The following is a 25,280-nucleotide window of genomic DNA, read 5'->3' as shown; positions in this document are numbered from 1 at the left end:
CGCGCCCGCGGGGATGGACCGCCGGTGTCCGGGCCGTCATCGACCCTGGAGGGCTGCTCCCCGCGCCCGCGGGGATGGACCCGCCCCAATCGCCCTCGCGGGTCTGGCCGACGGCTGCTCCCCGCGCCCGCGGGGATGGACCCGCGCGCGTTGGCGTCGAGCTGGTCGTCGGTGACTGCTCCCCGCGCCCGCGGGGATGGACCCGAGTGGTGACGATCGGGCCCCGACCCCGCTCGCTGCTCCCCGCGCCCGCGGGGATGGACCCTCGATCGTCAGCTCCAGAGCCTCGGCGGGTTCCTGCTCCCCGCGCCCGCGGGGATGGACCCCTCCGCTCATCTCTCTCATGGTGCGGGATGTCCTGCTCCCCGCGCGCCCGCGGAGATGGACCCGACCTCGCGGCCGAGTGGATCCCCGGTACGCGCTGCTCCCCGCGCCCGCGGGGATGGACCCGAGATGGCCGAGCACTACCCGGACGCGCTGATCTGCTCCCCGTGCCCGCGGGGACGGACCCTACGGCAAGCTCGCGCACGACCTGGCGGACGGCTGCTCCCCGCGCCCGTGGGGATGGACCCGCCTGTGCGAGTATGCCGATCACCGGGGCGAGCTGCTCCCCGCGCCCGCGGGGATGGACCCGCCGTGTGTCGTTTTGCTCACCAGTTTCAACACTGCTCCCCGCGCCTGCGGGGACGGCCCCCATGCCTTGTAGAGGTCGCAGAGGAAAGTGAACTGCTCCCCGCGCCCGCGTGGATGGACCCATCAACATCGGGGCGGACACCACCCCTGCGCACTGCTCCCCGCGCCCGCGGGGATGGACCCCATGCCTTGTAGAGGTCGTAGAGGAAAGTGAACTGCTCCCCGCGCCCGCGGGGATCTTGGCGGTGGTGAGGGACTGTCTCCGCTGCCCGCGAGCGCGGTGTCCATCTGGTTCATCGGCGCGGCCGGGAGGCGTGGTGTACGGGCTGCTCGGCTGCTGGGGCGGGATCGGTGTGGCGGGCGAGGAAGGCGGCCAGGGCCTGTGAGATGCGTAGGTCTGGGAGCGCGGTCTCCAGCCAGCCGTACTGGCCAGCGGTGTTGAGGTCGACCAGCAGCCACCGGCCGTCGTGCTGCACGAGTAGGTCCAGCGCCGCGTAGCGCAGGCAGTAGTGGTCCAAGAGGGCGGCCACGCCGTGCCGGACCGTGGCGGGCAGGTCGATGACGCGGTAGGAGCGGGCGTCGGGGTCGGTGCGCCAGTCGGCTTGTGCCGCCGTGGAGTGGGCGTCGATGCGCACGGCGAACATGTGGCGGCCGATGACGGTCAGCCGGACCTCGAAAGCCTTCTCGACCGCGTGCTGGAGCTGGTGGACGTGGGCGGCGACCTGCTCGTTGATCCGGTGGGCGGGGACGGGGGTGGTGGGGAAGAAGGAGCGTTCACCGCTGTCGTAGGTGATGTCCGGCCTGGTGAGTGACTTGCACACCACCTTTCCCTGCTGCTCGGCGAATGCGCGAGCTGGCGAGGGGGTGTTCCCGATCCAGGTCGGCGGGACCTCAAGGCCGGCCCGTTGCGCCTGCACCAGCACGCTGATCTTGCTGTTGGCCCGGTGGGCGGCGCTGGGGTGGTTGACCTGGAGGCAATCGGGCAGGGACGCGAGGAGCCCGGCCAGTCCGGCGTTCGTCTCACCGCTCGCCCATTCGGCTTGCTCCGGGCTCATGCCAGGACCGGCGGGAAGCTGGGCGGGTTGGGGGTGCGCCACCACCACACCGCGCCGATCTCCTCCAGGGCGACGCGATGTGCCCCGGTGTCGAGCAGGCCGCGCGGGCAGCCGTGCCGGTCCAGAGCTGCATCCAGGCGTAATGAGTGGGTGCTGTCGCGCAGGTCGAGGCGCAGCATCGGGACCTCGATGCGTTCCAGCTCTGTAACGACCCGGTCCGCGGTGGGGTCGGAAAGGGTGGTGACCACGCAGACCGGAGCGGGGCGCCCGGCCTGGGTACGGGGATACGCGTCACCACAGGCACACCGACGCGATCTCGTGGTCCCCTTGGCTGAGCCAGCCGTTGGTGGTGGTGTCGGTGGCGCCAACGGAGGTGGGGTACGGGTTGCCGGAGGCGTCAATGGTGATCTGCCGGCTGGGGCTGTAGTACACGTCCGGCTGCTGCCTCCCGGCCGCAGGGCGGGCCGGCGAACCGAGCCACAGGCACACCGCGTCGATCTCGTAGTCCCCGGCCCTGATGTTGCCGTTGAAGGTGGTGTCGGTGGTTCCGGCAGAAGTGGGGCACGGGTTACCGGAGGCGTCAATGGTGATCTGCCGGCTGGGGCTGTAGTACACGTCCGGCTGCTGGCCCCCGGTCGCCGGGCGGGCCGGAGGGCCGAAGAGGGACAGGGCGAGGGAAGAGGCCGGTGCGGTGGTGGTGCCGGTCTCGGCGGTGAGGGGCGTGGTCATGGTTGGTCCTGCCTTCTTGGTTGTGGGGTTCGGACGGGTGGTCGTGGTGCCGCTGTAGCAGGGGGCGGGCACGGCTCAAGAGCGCGGCTGGGGGCGGGCGTTGGCCGGTGCGGTCTCGGGGCGGACGCGGTCGGCGAGCTTGTCGGACCAGGAGCCCTTCGTCGTGCCGAGCGTGGCCTCGGCCAGGCGGAGGCGCTGGATGTCGGAGGTGCCCGCGGGGGCGAAGATGTGCTCGGCGTCGCGTCGGTACCGCTCGATGGGGAGGTCGGTGCCCAGGGCCGCGGCGCCGTGGATGTTCATGGCGTCGTGGGCGGACGCGCGGGCGTACTCGGTGTTGACCAGCTTGGAGTTGATCAGCCACTCGTCGCACGGCTGTCCGCCGTCGAGCAGGTGGACGGCGTGGTAGGCGGTGAGCTGGGCGGTCATCAGCCGTGAGGTCATCTGGCCGAGCTGGAGCTTGACGCTGCCGAGGTCGGCGAGCGGGGCACCGTAGCGGTGGCGCTGTGCGCAGAAGGCCGCGGTCGTCTCCACGGTGGCCTGGTGGATGCCGAGGGCGACGGCGGCGAGGTTGGGGCGGCCGTAGAGCACGCTGGAGGCGTAGGCCACGGCAAGCCCGTCGCCCTCCGTGCCCAGCATGTGCGCGGCGGGGATGCGGCAGTTCTCGAAGCGCAGCTCGCCGAAGCTGAAGCCGTGCAGGCCCATGGTGGGCTGCTGTTCGATCAGGGAGCAGCCGGGGCGGTCCGCCTCGACGAGGAAGGCCGAGAGGCCCTGGGAGCCTGGGCCGGTGCGCGCGACGACGGTGTGCAGGTTGCCCACGTGGCTGTTGCCGACGTAGGTCTTGCCGCCGTTGAGCACCCATTCGTCGTCGTCGCGGTCGGCGGTGCTGGTCATGCCCAGTACATGGCCGCCCGAGTCCGGCTCGGTCACGGCGATCGTCGGCAGGCAGTCGCCGGAGGCGATGGCCGGGAGCCAGGTCTTCTTCTGCTCCGTGGAGCCGAACAGGCAGAGCGGTGCGGTGCCGAGCTGGGATGCCTGGACCATGGCGCCCATCGCGGCGCTGACCCGGGACAGCTCTTCGATGATGACGGTCTTGGCGAGGTGTCCTGTGCCCATGCCGCCGTACGCCCGGGGGATGGTGGCCCCGATCAGGCGCTGGTCGGCGATGAGCCGGGTCAGCTCGACGGCGACAGTGCGGGCCGACTCCATCTCCCGCACCCGGGGCCCGACCTCACGCTCGGCGAAGTCCCGTACGGTCGCGCGCAGGGCGCGGTGCTCTTGGGTCAGGTAGTGCTCCCCCACGGCGGTTCCCTTTCTGGTCACGGCGGACGGGCGGCGAGTGCGGAGCCGGTTTCAGGCGAGGGGAAGGTGCCGGGAGAGCCGGTCGCGGGCGTCTTTGATCATGGTGAGCATGGTGTCCGCGGATTCGCGGGGCCGTTTGGCGACGTCGACGACGCAGACGGTGCCCAGGGTCATGCCGGAGCGGCCGTCGACGAGTTGGGCCCCGGCGTAGGCGTGGATGCCGATCTGGTCCACCACCGGGTTACCGGCGAAGCGCGGTGCGGCCAGCACGTTGGGCAGCACCAGCGGTGCGCGGCGGGTGAGCAGGGCGGGGCAGTAGCCGTCCGTCAGGCTCATCTGCCGTCCCACAGGGGGCAGTCCTTCGCGGCCGTAGGGAGCGTGGAGTCCGGCGAAGCGCTGGTGGCCGGTAATGAAGTTGACCATGGCGTAGGGGAATCCGGACTCCTGGGCGAGGCGGGCGGCGAAGGCGTCCAGTCCCTCTGCCAGTGCCGGTGCGGGATGGAGAAGACCGAGTTCGGCCAGGCGCTTCTCGCGCTGTTCCAGATGGGGGTCGGGCGCGGCCAGGTACAGGCCGGAGGCCGGGTCGAAGGGCATCAGGAGGCTCCTGCGGGATGCGGGGAGGGGCGGGCGGTACGGGTAATGCGGACGGTCGCGTGGTCGAGGGCGTGCTCGGCGAGCGTGAGCAGGACCTCTTCGGCCGAGTCCGTGCGGCGGGCGTCGCACAGCACCACCGGAACGGCGGGAGACAGACCGAGGGCGTCGCGGACCTCTTCGGGGCTGTAGCACCACGAGTGATCGAAGTGGTTGACGGCGACGGCGAGGGGCAGGTGCTGCTTCTCGAAGTAGTCGACGGCGGGAAAGCAGCTCGTCAACTGGCGGGTGTCGGCCAGGATCACCGCGCCCATCGCGCCGGAGGACAGCTCGTCCCACAGGAAGTCGAACCGCTGCTGCCCGGGCATTCCGAACAGCATCAGCACCACGTTCTGGCCGGTCAGGGTGATACGGCCGAAGTCCAGCGCCACGGTGGTGGTGGTCTTGCCCTCCACCCCCGTCAGGCTGTCGGTGACGGCGGAGGCGTCGGTGAGGATCTCCTCGGTGGAGAGCGGGGGAATCTCGCTGGCCGAGCCGACGAAGGTGGTCTTGCCCGCGCCGAACCCGCCCGCGACCAGGATCTTCAGGGGCAGGGGCAGGGGCCCGGGGGCCCGGTCAGGCGATGAAGCGCTGTCGTAGTCCGGCAAGGACGGCCTCCAGTGTCTGCGGGTCTTTGGCATCGACGGCGGGCGGGGCGGTGACGGTCAGCAGGCGGTCCTCCAGCAGGTCCGAGAGCACGACCTTGGTGACCAGGAGGGGGCGGCCCAGCCGCGCGGCGATCTCCGCCACCGAGCACGGCTGCTGGGCGCACATCCGCACCGCCCGCGCGCTCTCGGGGCTGCGCGGCCGTGCCGACCGTGCCCTGGCGGGCGGGGTGTGCGCGGCGCTCAGCAGGGTTTCGGGGCGCAGAGGGTGCACTGCTTCGGTGCGCCCCTGGGTCAGCGCGTAGGCGCGCAATTCCACGGAGTCCTGGTGCGTCCAGGGGCCCTTCATGTCACTGGACCTGCCCGCCGGTGCGTGCGGGGGTGCCCAGGTGCGGGCTCAGCTTCCTGATCATCTGGGTCATGGCGTAGCCGAGTCCGCCCGGGTCACAGCCGCCGGTGGCGAGCACGCCCAGCAAGGCGTTGTCCCCGGCGTCCATCACCGCCAGCAGCCCCAACGGGTGCTCGACCAGGATCTGGTGAACCGTCCCGAACGGGTCGTCGACCAGTACCTTCCCGGTCCCCCGGCCCAGGGAGTACAGCCCGGACAGGAGACTGCTGAGGGTGTCGGCCTGGGTCACGGTCAGCTCGTACCGCTCCAGGCGCAGACCGTCCCGGCTGCACAACAGCGCGGACTGCGCCCCCGGTGTCTCGCGCACAAGGTTCTCCAGCAGCCAGGAAGGGCCGTTGTCAGGCGTCATCGGTCATCTCCGTCTCTGCGTCTGCGGGGGTGGTCGTGCCGCGTCGTACGCCCGCGCGCCAGGCGCCCATCAGCCCTGGGGAGGGCACCGCTGGTCCGGGCGGTGCGAGGGGCCGCGGGCCGGAGGCGACCGGCTCCGCGACCGGGGCCGGGGCCGGGGTCGGGGTGTGGTCGCCGTGCCGGGGCAGGGCCGGACGTTCCCCCTCTTCTCTGGACAGGCCCGCGGGCCCTGCCTTGCCCTGGCCTGGACGGCGCCGGGGCAACGGCGATGCGACGGCCGGAAGTTCCGGGGCGCCGGGGCGGGGGCCAGGCGGGCTCACCTGCGGCTGTGGCGGCTCGGGTTCGGCGTCCTGCACCAGGGACGGGGGCAGCAGCACCAGAGCCTGCGTCCCGCCGTAACGGCCGGGCAGGAGAGTGACGGTGATGCCGTGGCGGTGGGCGAGCCGGGCGATCACCAGCAGGCCCGTACGCCCCTGCGCGACGTGCTCGCCTATCCCGTAGAGATCAGGGTCGACCAGCAGCCGGTTCAGCCGCTTGCGCTCCGGCGGGCTGATGCCCAGGCCCCGGTCGTCGATCTCGATCGCCAGGCCCGCCGGGACCCGCTCCGCGCGCATCGTCACTTCCGTCTCCGGCGGGGAGAAGGCGGTGGCGTTCTCCAGCAGCTCCGCCAGCAGATGGATGACGGCGAGAGCCGCGTGGCCGGGCACCGCCAGGCTCTCCGTCGGCTGGGCGGCCACCCGGGCACGGGCGTAACGCTCGATCTCGGCGGGCGCCTGCCGCAGGATGGTGAAGACCGGCACGGGGGTGCGGATGCTGCGGGGCGTCGCGCCGCCCAGCACCGCCAGGCTCTCGGCCTGCCGCCGGATACGGACGTTCAGGTGATCGATCCCGAACAGATCGTGCAGGAGATCCGGGTCCTCCACCACGTTCTCCACCGCGTCGATCGCTTCCAGCGCGCGAGTGACCAGTGCGTGCAGGCGCCGGGCGACGGCCAGCAGCATCTCCATCTCCTGCCGCCTGCCCGCCGTCATCACCGCCCCCAGCGCCTCGGCCTGGTGCTGCTCCAGCGCGGCGGTGAAAGCCGCACGGACGTCCCCCGGCTGGTGCGGCACCCGGTGGGGCGCGGATTCGGGCGCAGGGTCGGTCGCGGGCGCCGGTGGGCTCTCGCCGCGACCGACCGCCTCCGCCGCCAGAGCCAGCACCTTGCCGTACTGGAGCAGCCGCTCCTTCTGCCCCGTCGCCCAGGTCTCCCACTCCTCCTGGAGCTGCTGGCCCTGGTCGGACAGGGAAGTGGCCGTGCGTGTCGTGGCCTGCCATGCCCACCACAGCCCGCCGACGGTGAGCACACCGCAGGTGAGCGCGGCAACGGCCCGCCACGGACCGTCGATCAGATGCGCCAGGAGAGCCAGAGCCCATATGGGGGACAGCGCCGTGAGCGTCGGGACGAGCGCGAGCTGCCGCAGCCGCCGCCGCAGACCCGGCTCGTTCTCCAGGCCCGGCACGGTCCGACGGCCACGGTGCCGCCCAGGGCGGGCCATGTAGGGGGCATCGGACAGGCGCACAACAACTCCGGAAGAGGAAGACCGGCAAGAAGACCGGGAGGAGAACGGGAAGAGCGGGCGGAGATGAGGCGAGGGCCGGTTCACGGGGCCGCCTCCACCACCTCGCGACGCTGCACCGGCAGCGACCGCGCCCGCACGACGGGCAGGGAGCGGCGCAGCGCGCAGTGGTGGTGCGCCAGCCGCTGCACCAGCGGGTAGAGGTCCCCGCCCATGCCGCAGTCCTGCGAGGCGTCGCCGAAGCGCAGACACCGCGCCGCGATGTCCTGCTGGAGATCGGCCAGCCGCCGGTACGGGTCGGCTGTCGGCATCCGCCCGGCGTACCCGGCCACAGCCGTGATGAGGCCGGGCAAGGTGGCGCGCAACAAGGCCAGGACGGTCGCGGTCTCGCCGTGACCGAACGCGACGGGGCCGGATTCCCCGGCCGTGGCCAGCTCATCGGCGACCGTCGCGGCCAGCGCGCCCAGCAGCAGGCCGGGAGGGGTGAGCACAGGGCCGTCGGAGCGGAAGCGGACCCAGTAGGGGCCGGAGGAGCGGGTGCACCCGCGCGTCGCACCTTCACCCAGCAGCCCCGGCCCAGCACCCGCACCAGCGAGGTCTCCGGCAGCCCCCACGACTCGGCGCGCCCCGGGGCGATGAGCCAGTACAGGTAGTGGGCGTAGGGGTCGCGTATCACCGGCCCGGACTGCTCACCGAGCCGGTCGAGTACCCGTTCCCCCAGGTAGGAGGGCATCCGCGCCGCATCCCACCACCGGCCGGCCGCCACCAGCCCCTCGCCCGGCCCGTACGGGAACGCGAGCCCACGAGACTGCGGGACCCGCTCCGCCCCGCGCGGTTCTTCCGTCAGGTCTGCCGTCACGGGCCGGGGCCGCGGCGCCGTCACCGTCTCGTGCGGCGGGGCGGCAGTGTGCTGGTCGGGGAGAACGCAGTCCTCAACGGTACGGGGGGTCATGGGAGTCCAATCCGGCAAAGCGCGTGAAAGGAAGGAGGGGGGCCGTGAGCGGGGCGGGGCGGGGCGCGGGCTACAGCAGGTCGGACCGCAGTGGTTCGTCGTGCCACTGGCGCTGTTCGCAGGCGGCCGTATCGCTACAGACGACGTCGAGGAACCAGCCCCAGCGGTCTGCGGCCCAGGCGACCTCGATGTCGGCAGCCGTGACGGCGACGTCGCACAGATGGCAGCGGAACAGCGGCGCGCCCGGGGCCGGTTCGCGGACCGGGACGGCGATCTGGAGCAGGCCCCAGTGCTCGGTGGTCCGGCTGCGTCCGGCGCAGGCCGCCGCGTCGCGGCACCTCACCATCACGAAGACCCATGGCTCGTCGTCCACCGTGAAGTAATGGGGCCGCAGCTCGTGCAGGACGATCAGGCACCCGCACAACTGGCACCGCACCCGCCCCGTCCCCGTCTCGCAGCAGCTCACCGGGCCGCCCCCGGTATCCGCCGGGGCTGGGGGATGCCGAAGCTGAAGGAGACCGTCTTGCCCCTACGGGTGCGGGTGACGGTGAAATCGTGCGCCATGCTCTTGATCAGCAGCAGGCCACGGCCGCTGGTGTCCTCCAGCTCGGGACGGGTCGCCACCGGCACCCGGTCGGGATCACCGTCACCGACATGCACCCGCAGTTCCGACTCGGTCCGCAGCAGATCGAGCGTCACCTCGAAGACCGTGGTGGCGGCGGTGGCCGTGGTGTGGAGCACCGCGTTGGTGGCCGCCTCGGACACACACATGCGCACCTCGTCCCGCAGCCCCTCCGGCAGGCCCCAGCGCGCCAGGACATCGGCGGCGAAGTCACGAGCCGCGCGGACCGCCTGGCCTTCGCGGGAGAAGGCGCCCTGGGCCCAGCAGACGGTCACGGCCGGACGGTCGGCAGGTGGCGCTGCGGACCGGGGTGCGGTCTGCCTTGACGTAGTTTTCGACACGGTGCCTCCTTCCGTGACGCGGGGATGCGCGCTGAGCGGACGCCCCCGGGCGTGCGCCGTGCTGGTGGCGACGGCGGTGCATCGGGGGAGAACCAGGCAACCTGCTGGGAGGCGGGAAGGGGAGCCTGCACTCGGGGTGTCTTGACGAACGGAGGTTGCACAACGTGACGGGAAGTGGGCAGATGGCTCTGGGATTGTCCGGACGACGTGTTCTGATCGCGGGCGGAACACGTGGGATCGGCGGTGCGACCGCGCGTCTCCTGGCGGCGGAGGGATGCGTCCTGGCGCTGTGTGGCCGCAACGAAGACGACGTGCGAGCGGCGGTACGGGACACCGATGCCCATGTCTTCGGTCGGACCGTCGACGTCACGTCGCCCGGTGCCGTGGAGGAGTTCGTCACTCAGGCGGCGGAGGAGCTGGAAGGGCTGGACGGCGTCGTGGCATGCGCGGGTACGGCGCGCGGGAGGGGCTTGGGTGAGGCGACGGCGGAGGACTGGTCGGCGACGTGGGAGGCCAACGCCGGGTACAGCGCCCGCCTCCTGGCCGTGGCTGCTCCGCATCTGCGGGCGTCGAGCAGCGGCTCGGCCGTGCTGGTCTCCTCCATCTCAGGGTGGAAACCCGGGCCGCAGGCGCAGTACGGGGCCGCGAAGGCGGCCCAGATTCACATGGCGGCATCGCTCGCGAGGGAGCTGGGCCCGGACGGCGTTCGCGTCAACGCGGTCTCGCCTGGTTCGACGCTGGTGCCGGGCAAGCGTTGGGACCGGATGCGTACGCAACAGCCGCAGGACTTCGCGGTGTTCGCCCGTGAATTCCCTCAACAGCGACTCGTGCAGCCGGAAGAGGTCGCGGAGGTGATCGCCTTTCTGCTCAGCGACCGTTCGAGCGGGATCTCGGGGGCGAACATCCCCGTCGACCGGGCTCAGAACGCGCCCACGCCCGACGGATACTGACCGGCGTCACGCCCCGGCGTCACGCCGCGCCGAGCACCGGACGGGCCTGACGCACGAACTCCCGAACGGCTTCTTCGCGGCGGAAGGGTTCCAGCTCAGCGCGGAAGGCGCGCAGCGCCTGGACGGAGCGCTCGGAATGGATGTTTCCGGAGCCCAGCCGCTCCAGGGCCGTATGGGCGCTCTCCAGCGCCGCGTCGAGCTGCCCCTGCTGAAGATGCGCCGTGGCCAGGACGGATCGCCCGATCGCCTGCCGCCGTCCCCGCTGCGCGTTGTGCCGGACCGACTCCGCTGCCATCTGCTCCGCGCGCTTGCCGTCACCGAGGTCCCGGAAGACCTGCGCTGTCTCGGCCTCCAGGTAGTGGTGGTCCAGGTAGCCCACCCACGGTGATTCCTGTGCGGGGCCACGGCTGCGGGCAAGCGACTCTTCGGCGAAGCGCAGATGTGCGTGCGCCTTCTGCTGATCGCGTCGCGCGGCGTACCCGCGGGCCGCCATCGCGTGCAGACGCATCAGCCCCAGCGGACTGCCCGAATCCTTCGCCGTCGCCAGTCCGACGCGGGCGCTGTAGACGCCGTCGGACGGGTACCCCAAGCTCGTCTGCAAGTGGGAGATGCCGGCCCAGATCTGTCCTCCGAGCACACGGTCACCGCCCTCCCCGCACAGCCGCAGACCGAGGGTCATGTACCGCTGCGCCATGCCGTACTCGCCCGCGTCGTAACTGCTCCACCCCGCCATCGCCGCGAGCTTCGCGGCGGCGGTGAACAGCTCGCGGTGCTCGGCCTCACGTCGGCCTCGCTGCTGGACCATCGGCATGGCCTGGTTGCTGAGGTAGTGGACGATCGCGCTGCGCACGTGCGCCCCGCCGAAGCGGTTGTCCATCGAGTCGAAGGTCTGGATCATGTAGTGCAGCGGCTCCGCCGCGCCCCCGTCGCTGGCGGCGGCCAGCCGCGCAGGCTGCCCGTCCTCCGCCTCCGACAGCCAGAGGAGCCACTGGCGTTGAGGGTCGGCCAGCGCGCCCGCTACGAAGGGGACACCTCCCAGGAGGCTCCGGCGGGAGACATCCGTGGAGCCCAACTCGGCGAGAGTGCGCAACGCGTCATCCACATCTTCACAGTAAGACAACGCTCTGGCGGTCACCGGTCGTGTGTTCTCACCGCCGAGCCCGATCTCGGCGGGAGTAACCGTACGTCGCAGGGCCTCGCTCAGCGCCCCGGCCATGAACTCCGGGGCGCGTCCACGAGGACGCTTGCCCTGGATCCAGCGGGTCACGGATGCCTTGTCGTAGCGCAGAGGAATCCCTTGCTGAGCGCCCAGTTGGTTGACCCTGCGCGCCAGACGGGCATGAGAGAGTCCCGACTCCCGCAGGACAGCATCCAGCGCGGTGTTCTCCACCCGGGAGCTTGCGTCTCGCCTCATAAGCCGATGATGAGGGCTGCTCGGTCTGCCAGCACCGCGAATGCGGCGAGTCGGCCTCCCGTACAACCCCCGTACAACCCCCGTGCAACCCGCCAACCCGTATTGCCCCTGCCCGGAGCGGGTTCGCGGCGCCAGAATGGGCCCTTGGGCCGGTTTCCGTCGGAAGCGACAGGTCGCGCCCTTGCCCTCCCCCGCTTACGGAGGCCCGAGCACGGCGGGCAGGGGCGAGCATCAGGCCGGGCCGGGCTCGTTGACGTCATGCAGGACCCGCCAGGGCCGCGCTCGCAGAACCTGATGAAGGGGAAGCTCGTGACAGCTACTGCGGAAAGCCCCGTCGCCAGTCCCGTGAAGGGGCTGGACATGCTGGAGCTGGAGATCACTGGGAAGTGCCAGCTCTCCTGTACACACTGCCTGACCGAATCGAGCCCCAGGGCGGATCACGGCACGATGACAACGGCGGACTGGCGCGCGGTCATCGCCGACGCCGCCACGCTCGGCATCCCCAAGGTGCAACTGATCGGCGGAGAGCCGACCGTGCACCCCAACTGGCGCGAGTTCACCGAGCTGGCCCTGTCGCTGGGAATGAGGGTCGAGGTTTACAGCAATCTCTTTCACGTCCGGCCCGCGTGGTGGGACACCTTCAGCCGAGAGGGGGTGACGCTGGGCACGAGCTACTACAGCGACCGCGCCGACGAACACGACCGGATCACCGGCCGACCGGGCTCCTACCAGCGCACCCGCGCCCACATCCTGGAAGCCCTGAAGCGGGGCATCGGGCTCCGCGTCGGCATGGTGGACGTCCTTCCAGGCCAGCGCGTCGCCGAGGGCCGCACCGAACTGGAAGCCATGGGCGTTCGCCGAATCCAGGTGGACCGGGCGCGCGCTGTGGGCCGGGCCGCACTGCCGGGCCAGGCTCCGTCACTGGGCGAGCTGTGCGGCCACTGCGCACACGGCCGGGCCGCCATCCTCCCCAACGGGAACCTCGCGGGCTGTGTCCTCTCCCGAGGCTTCCCCGTCGGCAACGTCCGCGAGCGGCCTCTCGCCGAGCTGCTGTGGAGCAGGCAATGGGGCCGCCTGGTGGAACGCATCCCCCGGCCGCGCCGGAAGACCGCGGTGTGTGGGGTGTGCGGTGTCTGCACACCCCACGACTCCGAAGGCTGCGACCCCTCGAACGAAGCCTGCGACCCGACGGACTAGAGGCGGTTGACCGATGGAGTGGCACGACGCGGCGGCGCGACTGGCAGCCGCGGTGACCGATCCGGACTCACGGTGGCGCACGCCGGTGGCGAGCGTCCCCCGCCATGAGCTGATCCCCCGATGGTGGGAGCCCGGCCCCGGCGGGAGGTGGACCCTCAAAGACGGGGCCGCCGACCCCCGCGCGTGGGAGGAGTCGGCGTACGCGAACCGCTCGAAGATCACGCGTGTCGGCCCCCTGCACGCCGACCACGCCACACCGGATGAATCCCCCGAAGGGGCGCCGACCTCGTCGGCGACGCTGCCGAGCCTGGTCGTCCAGATGCTCCGGCACGGGCGGCTGCACGAGGACATGGACATCCTCGACGTGGGCACCGGCTCCGGCTACTCGGCAGCCCTGCTCGCACACCGCTTCGGCAGCTCGCGGATCACCAGCATTGACGTGGACCCGTACCTGACCGAAGCCGCCGACCAGCGCCTGAAGGAAATGGGGCTGCGCCCCACGATCGCCACGGTGGACGCCACCGGCCCACTCCCCGGGCAGTTCGACCGGATCGTCTCCATGGTGTCCGTGAACCCCCTACCCGCGTCCTGGCTTGCCGCCCTGCGACCCGGCGGACGGCTGGTGACGGTGATCGCCCGTACTTCCATGATCGTCACCGCGTGGAAGACGGAGGACGGCGGAGCGGTCGGGACCACCGCCCGTGACTGGGCCGGATTCATGAACGCCCGCCACGGCCAGGACTACCCGCCCGGCCTCGTCTCGCAGTTCGCCGACCAGATCAACCAGGACGCCGACGAGGTCAGCACCGGCCGGTACCCGGTCCTCGACGTGGACGAGGCATGGGAGGTGCGATCCATGCTGGAACTGCGCGCGCCCGGCACCGAATGCGCCTACCGCGAAGACGAGGACGGCCGGCGCACGGCCTGGCTGGTACATCCGGACGGCTCATGGGCCCGCGCCACCGGAAGCAAGAGCGAGCCCCCCACCGTGCACCAGAGCGGCCCCCGACACCTGTGGGACGTCCTGGACCGCATCCGCAACCGCCTCAACACCAGAGGCGGACTACCGGTCTACGGCGTGCCCCTGACCATCACCCCCGAAGGCACCATCCACCTGTCCAGAGGGCAGTGGCACGCCACCATTCCCTAGTTGCGACAGCACGGTGATCGGGTACTCCTTCGTGGCACTCGCGTCCGCGCCAGCCCCGACGGGATCGTGCACCTCGAACACAGCGGTTGGACAGCCACCGCCGATCGCCGACGGACCGGTGACGTCCGGGCGTCGTCCTATGGGCCGCTCTCTGACTTCCGCCGACCCGCGCGGGTGCCGCCTTCACCGGCGTAGGCGGTGATCGGTGCCGTCCAACGCGCTTCGACGCGAAAGTGGCTGTGACACCGTTTCATCGGGTGCGCTCGGCGCCAGCGTCTATTGCGGAGCTGCTAGTGACCCTCTGCCGTCAGACCGGAGGGGCTTCCGGTCCTTCGGGGTCTTGAGGTGTCACTTCGGCTGCCCGTTGCCGGTCCGTGTACGGGCCTGTTCGTCGGGTTTCGACATCGCGGGCCCCGTCGTCCAGGCGGGCGGGTTCGGATCGGCGCTGCTGGAGTTCGGCTTGCAGACCGGTTTCGCGGTGGTCGGCGCCGTCGGCGGTGCTGCGCGCTCGTGTCGCCTCGGTGCGCAGCTCCTTCGCCTGGGCGCGGTCCTGCTGGCGGGCCTGTCGGAGAAGTGCTGGCCTGTTCTCCTGGATGGCTTCCGCTTCGGTGAGTACGGTCGTGTGCTGGTCTGACGGGCCTGCGGTGATCTCCAGCTCGCCGAGTCGTGCGTGCAGGCGGTCCAGTTCGCGGGCGTTCTCCGTGAGTTGCTGCTGAAGCGCGTCGCGCTCGGTTTCGACGCGTGCGCGGTCATCTCCGCGAAGTGAGGGGCGTCCGAACCGCGCGGTGGCGGTGAGCTGCTGTTCGAGCTGGTGGAGTCGCTCGTCCGTACGGCTGTGCGCCTGGGTGTGGCGGGCGACGTTGTCCGAGAGGGCGCGGACCTCGTGAACAGCTTCGGCGCGTGCGGCCAGGTCTTGGTGGCGGCGGTCGAGTGCCAGCGTGTGCGGGCCGGTGCCTGCGGCTGCCTGTTGTTCGGCGTGGTCGGCCTTGGCCTCGGCCTTCGCCGCAGCGGTGTGGGTGGAGCGTGTGGCGCTGGCAGCCTTGCGGAGCGCGTGGCGCAGGGCCTCGTCACCGAGGTGGGCATACGGCCGCTCGTCCCTGGGAACGGGAGCGTTCGGCGTGCTGGGACGGCTCCCGCTCTGGGACTCTGGGGCGTCGTTGTCGTGCGGTTCGCCGGTTCCGGGGGCGCGAGGAACAGGCAGGTCGGCTGCGGCTTCGCGGACGTGTGCGGGGACGGCGTGCTGCGGCAGTTCGGTGAGGATCATGCGTTCCTCGGTGCCGGTCTCGATCTCGCGGATGAGCCCGGCGACCGCGCGGTCCAGCTTCTCCCGGTCGGTTTCCGGTTCGCCTGCGCGGGCGCGGTCGGCGTCGCTCTCGTAGAGGGAGAGGGGGAGGAAGAGGTGGCTCTCCTTCTTGTCGCGCGAGAGCATCGTGTAGAGCGCATTGGCCTGGGCGCCGGGACCGTAGACCAGGGCTTCCTGGACGCTGAGGCCCTGGCTCTTGTGGCCGGTGATCGCGTAGCCGAGGCTCAGCCCGCCCTGGGCGATGTAGTCGGCGTCGACCCATTCGGCGTGGTGCCGGTGGCCGTCGGCGCTCTTCTCCCGCCACTCGACCAGCACGCGGCGCTCCTCGTCGAAGGCGCGGACGAGGCCGCGGTATCCGTTGAGCACGTCCTCGCTCTCGCCGCCGGTGCGCCGGGATCGGTAGTCGTTGGTGCGAAGGAGGACCTGGTCGCCGACAGCGAGGGTGAGTTCCTGGCCTCCGGCGAGCGCGTAGGCGTACTCGGGGCCGGTGAGGTGGCCGCTGGCCCTGCGCAGTGCACGAGCGCCCAGGTTGAGTTCCTCGACGGTGTCGTTGGTGGCGGCGAGCATGAGGAGCTGCTGCACGGCGGTGTGGTCATCGGTGTGCGCGGCGCGCTTGTCGGCCCAGACGGTGAGCATGGCCGCGAGCGTCTCGTCCTTGTCGGCGAGCGCGTGGACGCGGCCGGTGCCCGCGAGGGCGCGGAGCGACTCCGTACGTTGGTCGTCGCGCCACAGCCGGAGCGCGCGGCGCTCGACGGCGTCCTTCTGCCGGAAGTTCTCCGTGAGGGTGACGCCGTCCACGAGGTGGTGGACGGCTGCGAAGTGTCCGCCGACGCCGGGCGAGTGCAACTGCTTGGGGTCACCGATGCCGACGACTTTCGTCCCGCTCGTCGCGGCGTGGGCGAGGAGTTCGGCGACGTCGCGGTCGTCGCACATCGCGGCCTCGTCCACGACCAGGACATCCACCCCCGTCAGCCCCTGCCCACCGTTGCGGATGCCGGTGAGCCAGGAGGCGAGGGTGCGGGAGCTGATGCCCGCTTCGGCCTTGAGGTTGGCGGCGGCGACGGCCGCCGTGGACGCGCCCGCGACCACGAACCCCTGGGCCTCCCATGCCTGTCGCGCGGCGTCCATGAGCGTGGTCTTGCCCGCGCTCGCGACGCCGATGACCGCGTCCACACCGTGCCCGGCGGACAGCAGCCGCTCCAGCACCGCGCGCTGTTCGCCGGAGAACGCGAAGCCCTGCTGGGCCTCGGCGGTGGAGAGGGTCATGGCGACCGCGTCGCCCTCGACGACGGCGGCCCGCGCGCCGAGGCGCCGTGTCGTCTCGGAGACGATCAGTGTTTCGGCGGCGACGATGTCCGTGGTGGTGTAGCGGTCGGCGTGGGTGTAGTGCTGGGCGCCGCGCGGTGCGAGCTTGACCGCGTATCCGGCGTGCCGCAGCACGGAGGCGGTGAGCTGCTCGGCCTCATCGGCGGTGCCGACGCCGTAGGGGAGGGCGTCCAGGGTGGCAGCGATGGCCGCGGCGTGGGTGAACTCCTTCGAGTGCGCCGTCAGCCCCGTCTTCGGGTCGAAGACCGTGGCGCACAGCTCGTCCAGCTCCGGGTTCGCCTCCGGGGCCGTCTGGTGGAGGGCGCTGGCGGCGACGGCGTCGGGGTCATCGCCCGCGGCGCGGCCTTCGGCCTGCCAGTACGCGCGCAGCACGTCGTCCCCCACCCCGGCGGCCTCGCTGTTCTTGGTGGCCTTGGAGACGGTGGAGGCGGCGGTGCGCTCGCGCACGGTGGCGCTGTCGTAGTCCAGCCCGAGCTTGCTCAGCAGCTCCCGGACCTGGCCGTCGCGCTTGCTGAACAGCGTGATGGTGGAGGCGGGGATGGCCGCGATCTCCCACGCTCCGGTGCGCTCCTCGCGGCGGAAGCCGATGCCGTAGCGGTCGGTGAGTTCACGGCGGATGCGCGCGTTCATCAGGGCCTGGGGCGCGCGGGCGTGCCGGTGCAGGTCACGTCCGCCCGCGGCCACCGTCGACCACTTCCCGTCCGTCCCCTTGACCATGTTGGCCAGGGTGAAGTGCAGGTGGAAGTGGGGGTCGCCAAAGGGGGCGCCGCCGACCGGACGGGCGGCGCGGTGGATCATCATCCAGCCGCAGAAGCCGCTCGTACCGAGGGTGCTCGCCGCCTCCCCGTCGCCGTGCCGGCCACGCATCGCGTACGCGGTCCAGCGCTCCAGAGCGTCGACCGATTCGCGCCCGCACGCGGTGTAGAGCGACTCGACCTCGGCGGCGACCTGGGCGGGCACGTAGGCGAGGAAGACACTCTTGGACTTGCCCAGATCCAAGGTCGCGTCCGCGCCCCGGTTGCCGACCTCGACGCGCCCCTCGCGCATGGCGGCCTTGATCTCTTCCGCATCCCAGATCTGCTCGGGGTCCAGCCCTGCGGCCTTGGCCATGGCGACCGCTTCCCGCACGGCCATGGGCAGATCGCGCAGCCGCCGTCCGCCCTCGGCCTCGGTCTGGAGGTAGCGCCGCTTCATCGACGCGGAGCCGAACAGGTCCGCGGGCTCCTGCCCGCCCTCGCGCGCCGTCGTCTCGACGGCGCCGAGGAGCGCGCGGGCGTCAAGCCGTCCGCCGGCCTCGGCGGTGAGCGCCTTCTCCAGCTCCTCTTCGCCATACAGCTCGGCGGCGTCGACGCCGATGCCGTCGGCGAGCTTGAGCAGCGTGGAGACGGGCGCCTTTTGGGCTTCCCCGAACCGCACGATCTGTCGCTCCATCGACCCGAAGGCGTCCTTCTTGCGCTTCGAGTCGAGTAGCGCCTGCGGCTTCGCTCCGCGCTCGGCGGCGCTGCGGCGGATCGCGCGCATCAGCGGGGCTGCGGGCAGTTTCGCGGCGGGGGCGATGGCGAGCTTGGGCTCCACCAGCGTGCGGCCGGTGCGCGGGTCCTCGCCGCGCATGAGGCGCCGCGCGGCCTGGAACTGCCCGGGAGCGAGCACACTTCCAGGGGCGATGCCGAACTCAGCCAAGCCCTGGCCGATCCACACCAGCGGGCGCTCGCTGGCATTGAGGTGGTAGTCCACCTGACCGTCGACGGCCGGGACGGGTAGCGCGTTCTCCCCGTACAGCGCGCGGGCGTCGAGCCCGGCAGCGGCGGCGACCTCGACGGCGTCGAAGCCGGTGAACCGGGCGCTCTTGCCGCTGCGCGACTGGGTGCGGGCCCGGTAGAACGCCTTCTTCGCCTCGGTTGCACCCAGCAGCGCGGCGACGGTGATTCCGGAATCCGCGGCCCTGGCCTCGACGGCGTCAAGAAGCGGAGCCGCGTCGACCGCGACGGCCTTACCGCAGCCGTGGCCCCCGCTCAGGCGGTACTCGACCTGCTCGTCGGACGGGCCGATCATCGTCACCCACCCCACCGGCCCGTCCACCTCCCGTGATCAGCACCGATCAGAACAAGCCATCTTGGCCGATTGTATCGTCACGAAGTGACGATACCTTGGTCCTCCTCACTCAAGACCGGTCAGAGCAGCAGGGACCTCTGCTCTGGAAACAGGGGTGAAGGACGGCCTGGGTCCTCGCTGTTACCGGGCGGCTCGTGATGGCTGTCAGTGGACGGTGCTTTCCTCATGGGACGGAGCGGCTCCCGGCAGAGGGGGCGCCGACCAACGCGAGGGGGCTCTTCGGTGACAGCCGACTCCGACCGTCCCGTGGCGGAGGTCCGACGGGCCCAGCGGCGGATGTGGACCGGGGTGGCCTGCGTCGTCGCAGGCGTGATCCTGATGACGGCAGCAAGCTTCGACGGGCCGTACTTCTTGTCGCCCCCTGCCGGGTCCTTGAGTTCTAGCGGTCATCGCAACACCCGACCTTCGGGGACGCGATGGCCTTCGAGATCCGCAAGATCCGTTCGTCACAGGGATGCAAGAAGCTGGTCCGTGAGCGGGAGGAATACTTCCGGCTCATGGATCAAGGCGTGAGTAGCCGGGAGGCATGCCGGATCGTCGGCATCAACCGGCGGACCGGCAAGCGGTGGCGCAACGGCACCAACCCGACGAAGAAGAGACCCGCTCAGCCCGCACTCTGCGTGCGGGCTGAGCGGGTCATTTCTGCGTCTCGACGCCTGACGCTGGAAGAGCGCCTCTACATCGCCGACCAGGTGTGGGCGAAGGTGTCGGTGCGGAGGATCGCCGCGGCCCTGGAGCGCAGTCCGTCGACGATCAGCCGGGAGATACGCCGCAACCGCCACCCCACCAACGGCCAGTACCGGCCCCACGCCGCGCAGGCCCGCGCCGAGTCGCGCCGGCCCCGCCCCAAGCCTGCGAAGATCGCTGAGAACTCGGAGCTGCGGGAGTACATCCAGGAGCGTCTGGGAAGGCGCTGGAGCCCGGAACAGATCGTGCAGCATCTGCACCGGGACTTCCCCGACCGCCCGGAGATGCACGTGGCCCACGAGACGATCTACCAGGCCCTCTACATCCAGGGCCGGGGAGAACTGCGCCGGGAACTGGCCAAGGCACTTCGCACCGGCCGGGCCCGTCGCAAGCCCCGCCGCCAGGCCCAGCAACGCCAGCCCCGCTACCGGCACCCCATGGTCATGATCAGCGAACGCCCCGCCGAGGTCGCCGACCGCGCCGTCCCCGGCCACTGGGAAGGCGACCTGATCATCGGCAAGGACAGCGGGTCCGCCATCGGCACGCTGGTCGAACGCTCCACCCGCTACGTCATGCTCCTCCACCTGCCCAACGGCCGCGGCACCGAGCTGGTCCGTGACGCGTTGGTGGAGGCCGTGACGGCTCTGCCTGCCCATCTCACGCGGTCCCTGACATGGGACCAGGGCAGCGAGATGGGGCGACACCACGAGTTCACCGTCGCCACCGACGTTCCGGTCTACTTCTGCGATCCGGCCAGCCCCTGGCAGCGCGGGTCGAACGAAAACACGAACGGTCTGCTGCGGCAGTACTTCCCGAAGGGCACAGACCTGTCCGTCCATACCCGCGAGGACCTGGCCGCCGTCGCCGCCGAACTGAACGGCCGCCCACGCAAAACGCTCGGCTGGGAAACCCCAGCCGAGCGCCTGCATACACTCCTCACGGCCGCCTAACACTGACCACGTGTTGCGACGATCGCTGGAATCCGCCGGTTTGCGGTCCTTCTCGTCGAGAGGTGCCGCCGCGCCGGAGGCCAGGTCGTTGACCCACCGCTGGACCATCTCGCGGCTGATGCCGCCTTCCCCGTCGCGGACGGAGAAGGGCTTGAACCACGGCAGCAGGTTTTGCTCGACCAACCGCCGGTACTTGGCCTTGGTGTCGCCCTGGACTCCGGTCAGGAGGTCGATGTGCTTCATCGCGAAGGGCACGAACATCTCGTCCGGGCTGCGGAGGTCCTCGACGAAGCCGCGGCCACGCACCCAGCCAGGGGGCCACTGCTGGCCGTGCCCGTTCACCAGGTCACGGAAGCGTTCTGCGGTCTTCTCGTCGTCGAAGATCTCGGACTCCTGCTTGGCGGACCTCACCCCGCCAGCCCGGAACAGCACGGTGTAGCTCACCGTGCCGTCGTTCCTCTCCCGTTTCCTGATCGAAGCCATGTTGCGCACGGTACGACAGGGGCGTGTTGACACGGTGTTGACGTGACGAACACAGAGAGGCCGTCCAGCCCGCGTTTCCGCAGGTCAGACGGCCTCTCGAAGTGTGGAGCCTAGGGGAGTCGAACCCCTGACATCTGCCATGCAAAGACAGCGCTCTACCAACTGAGCTAAGGCCCCGCTGCGCACTAGAGTACCGGCTCCGGTCGTTGAATTCCGACCGGGTATCGCCCCGTGCCCATCACCCTCCGTAGGATGCACCGCAAGTTCGCGTCAGCGAAGCGACATGGGGAGTCCAGGGGAGACGTGATGGACGCAGCACAACAGGAAGCGACGGCCAAGGCGCGAGAGCTACAGAGTCAGTGGTACGGGGAGCCGCTGGGGACGCTCTTTCGGAAGCTTATCGACGATCTGGGGCTGAACCAGGCCAGGCTCGCGACGGTGCTCGGCCTCTCCGCGCCGATGCTTTCCCAGCTCATGAGTGGTCAGCGCGCCAAGATCGGCAACCCTGCCGTGGTGCAGCGGGTGCAGGCGCTCCAGGAGCTGGCCGCCGAGGTCGCGCGGGGGGACGTGAGCGCGGCGGACGCCACACAGCGCATGGACGAGATCCGTCGTACCGCGGGCGGGAGTGTGCTCAACAACACGGGGCAGACGGCCTCTTCGGGCGCCTCGCAGACCCCGGTGAAGCGGGTGGTGCGGGAGATCCAGGCGCTGCTGCGCTCGGTCTCGGACGCCGCCGACATCATCGAGGCGTCCACCACGCTCGCCCCCACGCACCCGGAGCTGGCAGAGTTCCTCCGGGTCTACGGGGCCGGGCGCACCTCGGACGCCGTCAAGCACTACGAGTCGCACCAGAGCTGAGCCGGGCGGCCCACCCGTCAGCACGGCACGGGTGACCGGCACGGGTACGAGGTTTCAGGGGCACGCACGCTCAAAGCGGACAGTGCACAGTGGACAGTGGACAGGGGGATGGCGCAGCAGCCATGGGTGAGGTCTTCGCCGGCAGGTACGAGCTGATCGATCCGATCGGCCGCGGGGGTGTCGGCGCCGTATGGCGGGCCTGGGACCACCGCCGCAAGCGCTACGTAGCGGCCAAGGTGCTCCAGCAGAGCGACGCCCACACCCTGCTGCGTTTCGTGCGCGAGCAGGCGCTGCGCATCGATCACCCCCACGTGCTCGCCCCGGCGAGCTGGGCCGCCGACGACGACAAGGTCCTGTTCACGATGGACCTGGTCAGCGGGGGGTCGTTGGCCCATCTCATCGGGGACTACGGTCCGCTGCCGCCCGCCTTCGTCTGCACGCTGCTGGACCAGCTCCTCGCGGGGCTGACCGCCGTGCACGCGGAGGACGTGGTGCACCGCGACATCAAGCCCGCCAACATCCTCCTGGAGGCCACCGGGAAGGGCAGGCCCCATCTGCGCCTCTCGGACTTCGGCATCTCCATGCGCAAGGGCGAGCCGCGGCTGACGGAGACCGACTACGTGCTGGGCACGCCCGGTTACTTCGCGCCCGAGCAGATGATGGGTGCCGAACCGGACTTCACCGCCGACCTGTACGCGGTCGGCCTCGTGGGGCTCTATCTGCTGACGGGCAGGAGGCCCGACTCGATGGCGCTGCTGGCCGAGTACGAGCACGGCGTGCCGCCCGCGCCCGCCGGGGTCCCGGAGCCGCTGTGGCAGGTGCTGGGCCAGCTCCTCCAGCCGGACCCGGAGGCCCGCTTCCGTACGGCCACGGGCGCCCGCAAGGCGCTGGCCGCCACGCTGGAGCTGCTGACGGCGGACTCGACCGGCCCGACCGGCCCGACGCCGGGGTGGGAGGCCGTCGAGGTCTTTGACCACATCGGGCCGCTTCCCGAGGGCTTCGGGCCCGAGGGCCCCACGGGCCCGGCCCCCCACGGCTTCGCCGGGCAGGCAGCCGCACCCGCACCCGCACCCGCGCCCGTGCCCGCACCCGTCGCGCCGCCCGTGCCCGCCACGCCCCCCTCGCCCACCGGAAGCTACCCCCTCCAGCCGCCGCAGCCGGTCGCCCCCGCACACACGCCGCCTCCCCCCACGGCTCCCCCGGTGGCCCCGCACGCGTACGCCGTGGCCGGAGCCCCCACCGCCGCGGCACCCGTGACCGGCGCACCCGGCACCGGCGCCCCCACCGCCCCCACCGCCGCATCCTCGTCCGCGTCCGCACCGCGCCCTGCCCGCAGGCCGGGCCCGCCCGTGAAGGTCGCCGTGCCGGTGCTCGTCGTCGCGGCCGTCTGTCTGGCCGTCGGCATCTGGGCAGCGCTCAGCGCCTGACGCCCCGCCCCCCCACGCCCCCCCGCAAGCCGCCCCCCACAGCACCCCGTACACGCAGAACGGGCGGTGCGGGTGACCTCCGTCACCCGCACCGCCCGTTCGTACCGTCTCAGCGCCTCACCGCGCGGCCGCGGTCAGGTCACCAGCCGTTGCCGTGACCCCGGTTCTTCCAGGACTCGCCCATCGTGCCGCCGAAGGGGAGGCCGCCACCGTCGTCGCCGCCGTCCTGGCCCTCGTCGGCACCGGCGGGGCGGGCGACGATGTCGACCTTGTCGCCCTTCTTGCCCTGGCTGTTGGCCGCCGGGTTGGTGGAGATGACGATCGCCTCGTCGTCCTGGGCCCCGGCGATGTTGCCGATCTCGAAGCCCGCGTCCTGGAGGGCCGACTTCGCGTCGCTCAGCTTCTGGTTGGTGACGTCCGGCACCGTCGCGGGCTCCTCGTCGGGCGCCTTGGCGACGGTCAGGGTGACCTGGGTGCCCTTCGGGTGCTGGGTGTTGGCCGCCGGGGTCTGGTCGGTGACCTCGTTGGCCGCCTTGTCCTCCGCCTCGACGTCCTTGCGGGCCACCTCGAAGCCGAGGGCCTCCAGCTGCGTCTTCGCCTCGTCGTAGCTCTTGCCGACGACGTTCGGCACGGCCTGCTTGGCCTGGACGGCGACGGTCAGCGTGACCGTCGACTCCTTCTGGGCCTTCTGGCCGCCGTTCGGGTTCTGGTCGACGACGGTGCCGGGATCGACCTCGGAGTTCTCCTCGGTCTTCCGCTTGACCTTGAAGCCCGCCTCTTCCAGCTTCTGCTTGCCCTCCTGGAACGAGCTGTTCGTGACGTCCGGCACCTCGACGGGGGCCGGGCCCTTGGAGAGGTTGAGCGTGACCGTCGAATCGCGGTCGATCTTGGTGCCCTTGGCCGGGTCCGTGTCGCAGACCGTTTCCTTGGGCTGCTCGCAGAACTTCGTCTCGCCCTTGGCGACCTTGAAGCCGCCGTTCTGGCCGAGCGTCTTGGCCTCGTCGTAGCTCTGCCCCGCCAGCGCGGGGACCTCGACCTGGTCGGAGCCGTCGGAGCCGCTGAACAGGGCCCTGCCCACGAAGATCGCGCCGACCAGGACGAGGATGGCCGCGATGACCAGCAGGATCGTCGACGTGTTGCTCTTCTTCTGGCGGCGCCTGCCGCGCCCGTCGTCGTAATAGTCGTCGTCGCCGACCGGCGCCATCATCGACGTCTGCCCCTCCTGGGGGCGCAGCGCCGTGGTGGGCTGGTCCGGGTCGTAGCCGCCGTAGCCGACGGAGCCGAGCGCGGCTGTGGCCGCGACGGGCTGCCCGTCGAGGCACGCCTCGATGTCCGCGCGCATCTCGTCGGCGGACTGATAGCGGTAGTCCGGGTCCTTGACCAGCGCCTTCATCACGATCGCGTCCATCTCCTGGGAGATCTCCGGATCGAAGGTGCTGGGCGTCTGTGCCTCTTCCCGCACGTGCTGGTAGGCCACGGCGACGGGCGAGTCCCCGATGAAGGGCGGCCGGTTCGTCAGCAGCTCGTAGATCAGACAGCCGGTGGAGTACAGGTCGGAGCGCGCGTCGACGGACTCGCCCTTGGCCTGCTCGGGCGAGAGGTACTGCGCGGTGCCGATGACGGCCGCGGTCTGCGTCATCGTCATCCCGGAGTCGCCCATGGCGCGGGCGATGCCGAAGTCCATGACCTTGACCTGGCCGTTCCGGGTCAGCATCACGTTCGCGGGCTTGATGTCGCGGTGCACGATCCCGGCGCGGTGGGAGTACTCCAGGGCCTGGAGGATGCCGATGCACATCTCCATCGCCCGCTCGGGCAGCAGCTTGCGCCCGGAGTGCAGCAGATCGCGGAGCGTGGAGCCGTCCACGTACTCCATGACGATGTACGGGATGGAGACGCCGTCGACGTAGTCCTCGCCGGTGTCGTACACCGCGACGATCGCCGGGTGGTTCAGCGAGGCGGCCGACTGGGCCTCACGGCGGAAGCGGGCTTGGAACGAGGGGTCGCGGGCGAGGTCGACGCGGAGCGTCTTGACCGCGACCGTACGGCCCAGGCGCGTGTCATGAGCGAGGTACACCTCGGCCATGCCACCGCGGCCGAGCACATTGCCCAGCTCGTACCGGCCGCCGAGGCGACGCGGCTCTTCCATAGTCTCCAGCCCTCTCCGTTCGTCCGGGCCGTATCTGGTGTACGGCACGGCGGTGTGCTGCTCGGGATACGGTACCCGTCCGCTCGCACGGGTCG

Annotated in this window: 21 protein-coding genes, 1 tRNA gene and 1 CRISPR repeat array; of the genes, 6 read left to right on the top strand and 16 right to left on the bottom strand. The window is 71.1% G+C overall.

What is annotated here, in order from left to right; translation table 11 throughout:
• Positions 1-53 precede the first annotated feature (53 nt).
• A CRISPR array of direct repeats spans positions 54-326; the repeat unit is 29 nt; unit sequence CTGCTCCCCGCGCCCGCGGGGATGGACCC.
• Between the two features lie 600 nt (positions 327-926).
• The 12 genes from ACYVOO_RS05505 to ACYVOO_RS05450 all read right to left on the bottom strand — a co-directional run bounded on the left by ACYVOO_RS05505 (position 927) and on the right by ACYVOO_RS05450 (position 9,116).
• On the bottom strand, positions 927-1,688 hold the full coding sequence (locus tag ACYVOO_RS05505; RefSeq protein ID WP_461014495.1) for an ATP-grasp ribosomal peptide maturase: 762 nt from the start codon (positions 1,686-1,688) through the stop codon (positions 927-929).
• Positions 1,685-1,936, bottom strand: coding sequence for a hypothetical protein (locus ACYVOO_RS05500; RefSeq protein WP_461014494.1), 252 nt, complete (start codon positions 1,934-1,936; stop codon positions 1,685-1,687). Before ACYVOO_RS05500 ends, ACYVOO_RS05505 begins: the two co-directional genes overlap by 4 nt.
• Positions 1,937-1,979: 43 nt before the next feature.
• Positions 1,980-2,417 (bottom strand): hypothetical protein, encoded by a 438-nt coding sequence (locus ACYVOO_RS05495; protein WP_461014493.1) that lies wholly within the window; start codon positions 2,415-2,417, stop codon positions 1,980-1,982.
• Between the two features lie 75 nt (positions 2,418-2,492).
• Positions 2,493-3,716, bottom strand: coding sequence for an acyl-CoA dehydrogenase family protein (locus ACYVOO_RS05490; protein WP_461014492.1), 1,224 nt, complete (start codon positions 3,714-3,716; stop codon positions 2,493-2,495).
• Positions 3,717-3,767: 51 nt separating this feature from the next.
• Complete coding sequence (locus ACYVOO_RS05485; protein ID WP_461014491.1) at positions 3,768-4,310, bottom strand: GAF domain-containing protein; 543 nt, start codon at positions 4,308-4,310, stop codon at positions 3,768-3,770.
• Positions 4,310-4,954, bottom strand: a complete 645-nt coding sequence (locus tag ACYVOO_RS05480) for a GTP-binding protein (RefSeq protein WP_461014490.1) — start codon at positions 4,952-4,954, stop codon at positions 4,310-4,312. Before ACYVOO_RS05480 ends, ACYVOO_RS05485 begins: the two co-directional genes overlap by 1 nt.
• A complete protein-coding gene (locus ACYVOO_RS05475; protein ID WP_461014489.1) occupies positions 4,923-5,300 on the bottom strand; it encodes a DUF742 domain-containing protein in 378 nt (125 codons plus the stop codon). Before ACYVOO_RS05475 ends, ACYVOO_RS05480 begins: the two co-directional genes overlap by 32 nt.
• Before the next feature lies 1 nt (position 5,301).
• Positions 5,302-5,709, bottom strand: a complete 408-nt coding sequence (locus tag ACYVOO_RS05470) for a roadblock/LC7 domain-containing protein (protein ID WP_461014488.1) — start codon at positions 5,707-5,709, stop codon at positions 5,302-5,304.
• Positions 5,699-7,270 (bottom strand): sensor histidine kinase, encoded by a 1,572-nt coding sequence (locus ACYVOO_RS05465; protein WP_461014487.1) that lies wholly within the window; start codon positions 7,268-7,270, stop codon positions 5,699-5,701. The genes ACYVOO_RS05470 and ACYVOO_RS05465 overlap by 11 nt, the downstream gene beginning before the upstream one ends.
• 80 nt (positions 7,271-7,350) lie before the next feature.
• Positions 7,351-7,881 (bottom strand): hypothetical protein, encoded by a 531-nt coding sequence (locus ACYVOO_RS05460; protein ID WP_461014486.1) that lies wholly within the window; start codon positions 7,879-7,881, stop codon positions 7,351-7,353.
• Between the two features lie 408 nt (positions 7,882-8,289).
• A complete protein-coding gene (locus tag ACYVOO_RS05455; protein ID WP_461014485.1) occupies positions 8,290-8,685 on the bottom strand; it encodes a hypothetical protein in 396 nt (131 codons plus the stop codon).
• Positions 8,682-9,116 (bottom strand): ATP-binding protein, encoded by a 435-nt coding sequence (locus ACYVOO_RS05450; RefSeq protein ID WP_461014484.1) that lies wholly within the window; start codon positions 9,114-9,116, stop codon positions 8,682-8,684. Before ACYVOO_RS05450 ends, ACYVOO_RS05455 begins: the two co-directional genes overlap by 4 nt.
• Positions 9,117-9,364: 248 nt before the next feature.
• On the opposite strand from ACYVOO_RS05450, the gene ACYVOO_RS05445 reads away from it, so the two are divergent.
• On the top strand, positions 9,365-10,132 hold the full coding sequence (locus ACYVOO_RS05445) for an SDR family NAD(P)-dependent oxidoreductase (RefSeq protein ID WP_461014483.1): 768 nt from the start codon (positions 9,365-9,367) through the stop codon (positions 10,130-10,132).
• A 19-nt stretch (positions 10,133-10,151) separates the two neighbouring features.
• Here ACYVOO_RS05445 and ACYVOO_RS05440 read toward each other — a convergent pair whose 3' ends face one another.
• Positions 10,152-11,234: a hypothetical protein gene (locus tag ACYVOO_RS05440; protein WP_461014482.1), complete on the bottom strand. Its 1,083-nt coding sequence runs from the start codon at positions 11,232-11,234 to the stop codon at positions 10,152-10,154.
• A 621-nt stretch (positions 11,235-11,855) separates the two neighbouring features.
• Here ACYVOO_RS05440 and ACYVOO_RS05435 point away from each other — a divergent pair.
• A complete protein-coding gene (locus ACYVOO_RS05435) occupies positions 11,856-12,743 on the top strand; it encodes a radical SAM/SPASM domain-containing protein (protein WP_461014481.1) in 888 nt (295 codons plus the stop codon).
• 13 nt (positions 12,744-12,756) lie between these two features.
• Positions 12,757-13,893 (top strand): methyltransferase domain-containing protein, encoded by a 1,137-nt coding sequence (locus ACYVOO_RS05430; protein ID WP_461014480.1) that lies wholly within the window; start codon positions 12,757-12,759, stop codon positions 13,891-13,893.
• Positions 13,894-14,200: 307 nt separating this feature from the next.
• On the opposite strand, the gene ACYVOO_RS05425 is transcribed toward ACYVOO_RS05430, so the two are convergent.
• Positions 14,201-18,574: an AAA family ATPase gene (locus ACYVOO_RS05425; RefSeq protein ID WP_461014479.1), complete on the bottom strand. Its 4,374-nt coding sequence runs from the start codon at positions 18,572-18,574 to the stop codon at positions 14,201-14,203.
• 476 nt (positions 18,575-19,050) lie between these two features.
• On the opposite strand from ACYVOO_RS05425, the gene ACYVOO_RS05420 reads away from it, so the two are divergent.
• A complete protein-coding gene (locus ACYVOO_RS05420; protein ID WP_461014478.1) occupies positions 19,051-20,271 on the top strand; it encodes an IS30 family transposase in 1,221 nt (406 codons plus the stop codon).
• Positions 20,272-20,858: 587 nt separating this feature from the next.
• On the opposite strand, the gene ACYVOO_RS05415 is transcribed toward ACYVOO_RS05420, so the two are convergent.
• Positions 20,859-20,931, bottom strand: a tRNA-Ala gene (locus ACYVOO_RS05415).
• A gap of 129 nt (positions 20,932-21,060) precedes the next feature.
• Between ACYVOO_RS05415 and ACYVOO_RS05410 the strand changes: the two genes are divergently transcribed.
• Together ACYVOO_RS05410 and ACYVOO_RS05405 are read left to right on the top strand one after the other, a co-directional pair.
• On the top strand, positions 21,061-21,612 hold the full coding sequence (locus ACYVOO_RS05410; RefSeq protein ID WP_461014477.1) for a helix-turn-helix domain-containing protein: 552 nt from the start codon (positions 21,061-21,063) through the stop codon (positions 21,610-21,612).
• A gap of 122 nt (positions 21,613-21,734) precedes the next feature.
• A complete protein-coding gene (locus ACYVOO_RS05405; protein WP_461014476.1) occupies positions 21,735-23,039 on the top strand; it encodes a serine/threonine-protein kinase in 1,305 nt (434 codons plus the stop codon).
• Between the two features lie 139 nt (positions 23,040-23,178).
• On the opposite strand, the gene pknB is transcribed toward ACYVOO_RS05405, so the two are convergent.
• The gene (gene pknB, locus ACYVOO_RS05400) at positions 23,179-25,185 is read right to left on the bottom strand and encodes a Stk1 family PASTA domain-containing Ser/Thr kinase (RefSeq protein WP_461014475.1); all 2,007 of its coding nucleotides are present in this window, start codon (positions 25,183-25,185) and stop codon (positions 23,179-23,181) included.
• Between the last annotated feature and the right edge of the window lie 95 nt (positions 25,186-25,280).

The sequence above is a fragment of the Streptomyces daliensis genome, assembly GCF_054782395.1.
Note: the sequence above shows the minus strand (reverse complement) of the source record. Positions and strands in the feature narration are given on the sequence as shown.